General features: G+C 62.6%; 6 protein-coding genes. 4 read left to right on the top strand and 2 right to left on the bottom strand.

Annotation, left to right across the window (positions count from 1 at the left end; all coding sequences use genetic code 11):
* Both EOA22_RS27435 and EOA22_RS27430 read left to right on the top strand, forming a co-directional pair.
* Positions 1-234, top strand: a 234-nt coding sequence (locus EOA22_RS27435; RefSeq protein ID WP_164755882.1) for a response regulator, incomplete at its 5' end; no start/stop codon positions are given.
* 182 nt (positions 235-416) lie between these two features.
* Positions 417-1,292: a GNAT family N-acetyltransferase gene (locus EOA22_RS27430; protein ID WP_023812526.1), complete on the top strand. Its 876-nt coding sequence runs from the start codon at positions 417-419 to the stop codon at positions 1,290-1,292.
* Positions 1,293-1,356: 64 nt separating this feature from the next.
* Here the strand turns inward: EOA22_RS27430 and EOA22_RS27425 are convergent, their stop codons facing one another.
* Positions 1,357-1,989, bottom strand: coding sequence for a trimeric intracellular cation channel family protein (locus EOA22_RS27425; protein WP_013529571.1), 633 nt, complete (start codon positions 1,987-1,989; stop codon positions 1,357-1,359).
* Positions 1,990-2,101: 112 nt separating this feature from the next.
* Positions 2,102-2,737 carry a nucleotide exchange factor GrpE gene (gene grpE, locus EOA22_RS27420; protein ID WP_027161324.1) on the bottom strand — a complete coding sequence of 212 codons (636 nt, stop codon included), beginning with the start codon at positions 2,735-2,737 and terminating at the stop codon, positions 2,102-2,104.
* Positions 2,738-2,979: 242 nt separating this feature from the next.
* Between grpE and EOA22_RS27415 the strand changes: the two genes are divergently transcribed.
* Both EOA22_RS27415 and EOA22_RS27410 read left to right on the top strand, forming a co-directional pair.
* Positions 2,980-3,177 carry a hypothetical protein gene (locus tag EOA22_RS27415; RefSeq protein ID WP_024502834.1) on the top strand — a complete coding sequence of 66 codons (198 nt, stop codon included), beginning with the start codon at positions 2,980-2,982 and terminating at the stop codon, positions 3,175-3,177.
* Positions 3,152-3,655, top strand: coding sequence for a hypothetical protein (locus EOA22_RS27410; protein WP_335916267.1), 504 nt, complete (start codon positions 3,152-3,154; stop codon positions 3,653-3,655). The genes EOA22_RS27415 and EOA22_RS27410 overlap by 26 nt, the downstream gene beginning before the upstream one ends.
* The last annotated feature ends 63 nt before the right edge of the window (positions 3,656-3,718 follow it).

Below are 3,718 nucleotides of genomic sequence, written 5' to 3'. Positions count from 1 at the left end.
GTCTTGATGGATCTGCACATGCCGGTCATGGACGGGCTGGACGCGATTGCCGCCATCCGCCGCCATGAGGAAGAAAGTGCCGTGCGGCCGGTGCCGATCATGGTGCTGTCGGCCGACAGCCAGGAAAAGACCCGCCATGCGGTGTTGGCCCATGGCGCCAGCGGCTTTGTCACCAAGCCGCTCGACCCCGAGGCGCTGGTCAATGCCGTCGAGGGCCAGGTCGTCGCGGCCTGAGCTTTCCACCGCCCGTTCCGCACCGGGCGATCACTTAAACGTAGCCGGTTGATCGTATTCGCCAGCCGACGAAGTATTGCCCACGACGTCGTATCACGGTACTGTCACAATCCTGTTGCACCTACACCGTATCCCCGTGCCAAGAGGGATGGCTCGAAGGAGAATCACTCGTGCATACAGTTATGCCGGAATGTGACACTCGGCCGAACGCCAGCAGCGCCTTGCTTGCCGGACGTAACGTCGATTCCGTCATAAAGGGCGCGGCACTGGGCCGTATAGGCAATCTTGAAGTGCGGCTCGCTCGCAACGAGGCCGAGATCGCGGCCGCGCAGGAAGTGCGCTACCGGGTGTTCTACGACGAACTTGGCGCCAGGAAGGACCTGTTCCAGGCCCATGACCGCCGTGACGCCGACCGGTTCGATCCACTCTGCGACCATCTGCTGGTTTTGGACACCACGCTTTCCGGTCCCGAACATCGCCGTATCGTCGGTACATATAGGCTGCTGCGGCAAGAAATCGCGGCCACGGCCGGCGGTTTCTATTCCGAAGGTGAATTCGAGCTGACCAAGCTCATTGCCCGTCACCCCGGCCAGCGTTTCCTGGAACTCGGCCGCTCCTGCGTCTTGCCGGAATACCGCTCGAAACGCACCATCGAGGCGTTGTGGCAAGGCATCTGGGCCTACATCAACCATTACGAAATCGGTGTGATGACCGGTTGCGCTTCTTTTCACGGCACCGTGCCGGCGGCGCATGCCGAGGCGCTCACCTACCTCGCCCACCACTGCCGCACAAATTCGGCCTGGGACGTGCGCGCGGTCTCCGGGCGCTACTGCTCGATGGACCTGATGCCGATCGAGGCGGTCAATGCCAAGGCGGCGATCGCCGCGATGCCGCCTCTGGTCAAGGGCTATCTGCGCGTCGGCGCCCGCATCGGCGACGGCTGCGTCATCGATCGCGAATTCTCGACGGTCGATGTGTTCGTCGTGATGCCGGTCAAGGAGATCGGCGCACGCTACGTCAACTATTATGGCGGGGAAGCCCAGCGCTTCGCTGCGTGAGGCTAGCGAATAGAAAGTAGCGGGAGCTATCTCGTTCAACCCCTATTCGCTATTCGCTTCCTTTTCACAAAATATCTTCCGGCCGCCTGCCGGGCCGGCTCTTGTAGGACGGAAACGACCAGCCGAATTTGAGCGCGCCGCCACGCACAAGGAACGCCGCAGCAAAACCGGCAAGGTCCGAGGCGAGCGGCGGCAGTCCGGCAAGATCGCCAAGCGTGTAAAGGCCGGCACCTGCAAGGGCCGCCGTGACATAGATTTCGGGCCTGAGCAGCACCGATGGCTCGCCGGCAAGAAGATCGCGCAGAATGCCGCCGAAAGTGGCGGTGAGCACGCCGGTGATGACGGAGACGACCGGCGAACCGGTAATCGCAAGCCCCTTGGCCGCGCCCATCACCGAAAAAGCGGCGAGCCCGATGGCGTCGAGCCAGAGCAGCCATTTCCAGCGCGATTCGACACGATGCGCGCTGAAGAAGACCAGCACCGCAACCGCGGCGCAGACCAGCACATAGCCGGAGTTGGCGACCCAGAAAACCGGCAGGTTGAGGATGACGTCGCGAAGCGTGCCGCCACCTATCCCGGTGACGCTGGCCAGGAACAGGAAGCCGATAATGTCGAGCTGCTTGCGCGAAGCCGCAAGCGCCCCCGTCGCCGCGAAGACGGCGACACCGGCATAGTCGAGAAGCGCGATGGGGTTCATGGCAGGCCAGGGGAGTAAGGGAATAGGGCAGTAGGGCAGTATGTTTAGCACGAAGCCGCACGGAAGGTGCGATTGCCCTTTTCCCTACTGCCCTACTGCCCTACTCCCTTAACTATGCATCTTTCTCAGCCTGCTCGTTTACCGGCCCCGGCTCGACCGGCGCTTCAGCGGCGGCAAACTTCGGACCGCCTTTGGCGACGCCGACCATAGCCGGGCGCAGCACGCGGTCGCCGATCGAATAGCCCGGCTGCACGACCTGGACCACGGTGTTGGCCGGGACGTCCGGATTGGGCACTTCGAACATCGCCTGGTGGAAATTGGGATCGAACTTCTCGCCTTCCGGCGCGAGCTTCTTGACCCCATGCCGTTCCAGCGCCGACAGCATGGCGCGCTCGGTGAGGTCGACGCCTTCGATCAGCGCCTTGAAGCCGGCGTCACCCGATGCCTTGGCCTCGGCGGGAATCGCATCCAGCGCGCGGCGCAGATTGTCCGACACCGAAAGCATGTCGCGGGCGAAATTCGCGACCGCGTAGGTGCGCGCATCGTGAACATCGCGCGCCGTGCGGCGACGCAGGTTTTCCATTTCGGCCGCCACGCGCAGCGCGCGGTCCTTCAGCTCTTCATTTTCCTTCAGCAGCCGGACAAGGGCTTCATAGTCGCCGTCGGTGCTGCCTTCCGTGCGCTCGGCTGCGGGCTCGGTCGCCTCGACTTCATCGGGCGCGCGTTCGTCTTTTGCCTGGTCGCTCATCGCCGTTTCCCGTCAATCTCGAATGATGTGGATTTTGTGCCCGATATCGATGTTTGGCAGCCAAAAATCAAGGGGTAAGCGATTATGGAAGCCACCGGCCAAGGCCGGACAATGGCAGGCAAGGCATTTCGATTTTAATTCAAATTTTACCTTAACTGCCGGCTTTGCTTGCCCCACAGGCAGGATGGGGGAACCATTCCCTTGCTGGAGGAGTTTCGAAGCCGACACAGGATTTTGAGACGATGACCCGCAACACGGGCGAAAAGGCAGAAGGGCTGGCCATCGAGGTCAGGCGCCAGTTGGGTGCCGAGGCGGTGACCCGCTTTCTACGCACCTTGCCGGCCTTCCGCACCGAGGCCGACATTCCCGACCGGCTCCGAGAACTGCTCGACCGCCTCGATGGGGCGGAGCGCGGTGACATCGGCTGGCGCCGGCGGTAACGCAACAATCAATCTTGGCAGCAAACCTCCTATCGGCAATAGCCGGGGAGAGCCGAACCATCTAAGGATAGATGTGTTGTGGTTCAAAATGGAGGACGTAGTGCGCAAGGTTTCGATCACCTCATCGCTGATGGCGCTTGTCGGCCTCGGCGCCATCACCTTGGCGGCTTTTCCGGCACAAGCAGACAATCTGCAGCTGCAATTGGGCAAACATGGCCCGCGGCTGAAGCTCATGGAAGATTGCGACCCCGCCTATGACGATTGCGAAGGCCCCCGTCGCGACGACCGGCGCGACCGCCGTCAACGAGGCTGCACGGAGGACCGGGCCCTCGACAAGGCAGACCGAATGGGCATCCGCCGCGCAAGGATAGAGTCCGTCGGCCGCCGGGAGATCACAGTCCGCGGCAGACAGGGTGGCGACCGCGTGCGCGTGACTTTTGGCACCGAGCGCGGCTGTCCCATCCTCGATCGCGAATAGCGATCGACCTCAGCGGAAAACCGACGCTCAGAATCATCAGCAGGTCGAACCGGCGGTTGGCTC

Origin of the sequence: Mesorhizobium sp. M7A.F.Ca.US.014.04.1.1 (assembly GCF_003998745.1) — a bacterium.
Lineage (GTDB): Bacteria > Pseudomonadota > Alphaproteobacteria > Rhizobiales > Rhizobiaceae > Mesorhizobium > Mesorhizobium ciceri.
This window is presented reverse-complemented; position numbering and strand designations above follow the sequence as displayed.

Excerpts from the sequence above, each read along its gene's own strand:
- EOA22_RS27415 (WP_024502834.1), top strand. The coding sequence starts at position 2,980 with ATGACCCGCAACACGGGCGAAAAGGCAGAAGGGCTGGCCATCGAGGTC.
- grpE (WP_027161324.1), bottom strand. The coding sequence starts at position 2,737 with ATGAGCGACCAGGCAAAAGACGAACGCGCGCCCGATGAAGTCGAGGCG.
- EOA22_RS27425 (WP_013529571.1), bottom strand. The coding sequence starts at position 1,989 with ATGAACCCCATCGCGCTTCTCGACTATGCCGGTGTCGCCGTCTTCGCG.
- EOA22_RS27430 (WP_023812526.1), top strand. The coding sequence starts at position 417 with ATGCCGGAATGTGACACTCGGCCGAACGCCAGCAGCGCCTTGCTTGCC.